Raw genomic sequence first — 460 nt, 5'->3', positions numbered from 1 at the left:
ACCAAGGGCAGCGATGCGGTCGAAGCGGTTCGGGTCGAACTCGCCAAGATGACCGGCCAGCGGGACGCACTGCAGAAGACGCTGACCGACGAGGTGCTGCCGCAGATCGCGGCACTCGCGGAGATGATGGGAGATCAGCCCGTGCCGCGCCATCCCGTGGGCCGCGCGGTCACGAAGGGCAGCGCGGGTGATTCCGGTGCATCTGACCTTCCGTCCGTGGACGCGATCCGCGACCACCCAGCCAAGATGAGCCCGGAGGCGCGCGCGGATCGGCTGATCAAGGTCTCGCACCAGAACCCGCAGCAGCTCGCGCTCGCCCGCTGAGGCGCTCAGATCCGGTGCCTGCGTACGATCACTTGCGACCGATCGCGACCCGACCCAGCCACGGCGGCGGCTATCGCCGCATTTCGAAAGCAGCCGCTTCCAGCCCCATCAAACATGACCGTGCTGATGGTGGAGG

At 67.6% G+C, this 460-nt stretch carries 1 protein-coding gene; it reads left to right on the top strand.

Annotated features, from left to right (window positions below; translation table 11 throughout):
• On the top strand, window positions 1–324 hold a 324-nt coding region (locus tag ACU8YC_RS27165; RefSeq protein ID WP_446896283.1), incomplete at its 5' end, for a hypothetical protein.
• Window positions 325–460 lie beyond the last annotated feature (136 nt).

The sequence above is a fragment of the Citrobacter sp. VF227 genome, assembly GCF_052950715.1.
The sequence above is the reverse complement of the archived record's forward strand: the minus strand, read 5'-3'. Positions and strand labels throughout refer to the sequence as shown.